The organism is Streptomyces sp. 4F14, from assembly GCF_048159485.1.
Taxonomy (GTDB): Bacteria; Actinomycetota; Actinomycetes; order Streptomycetales; family Streptomycetaceae; genus Streptomyces.
On record NZ_JBLRVY010000335.1, the window covers coordinates 1 to 332 of the forward strand.

Below are 332 nucleotides of genomic sequence, written 5' to 3' on the forward strand. Positions count from 1 at the left end.
ACACCAGCGACACCAGCAGCGGCCTGCGTATGACCGAGATTGGACTTCAGCGACCCCAGCCACAACGGACGATCCCGATCCTGCCCATAAGTCGCCAGCAACGCCTGGGCCTCGATCGGGTCTCCCAACCGAGTGCCGGTGCCGTGGGCTTCCACCACGTCCACCTCAGCCGTGGTCAGACCAGCGCTGGCCAGCGCCTGCCGGATCACCCGCTGCTGCGACGGACCGTTCGGCGCCGACAACCCGTTCGACGCACCGTCCTGATTGATCGCCGAACCCCGCACCACCGCCAACACCCGATGCCCCTTACGCCGAGCATCCGACAACCGCTC

At 67.2% G+C, this 332-nt stretch carries 1 protein-coding gene; it reads right to left on the reverse strand.

Going from position 1 to position 332, the window contains the following annotated elements; genetic code table 11:
- Positions 1-332, reverse strand: a 332-nt coding sequence (locus ACLZOT_RS50995) for a hypothetical protein (RefSeq protein ID WP_416976117.1), incomplete at both ends; no start/stop codon positions are given.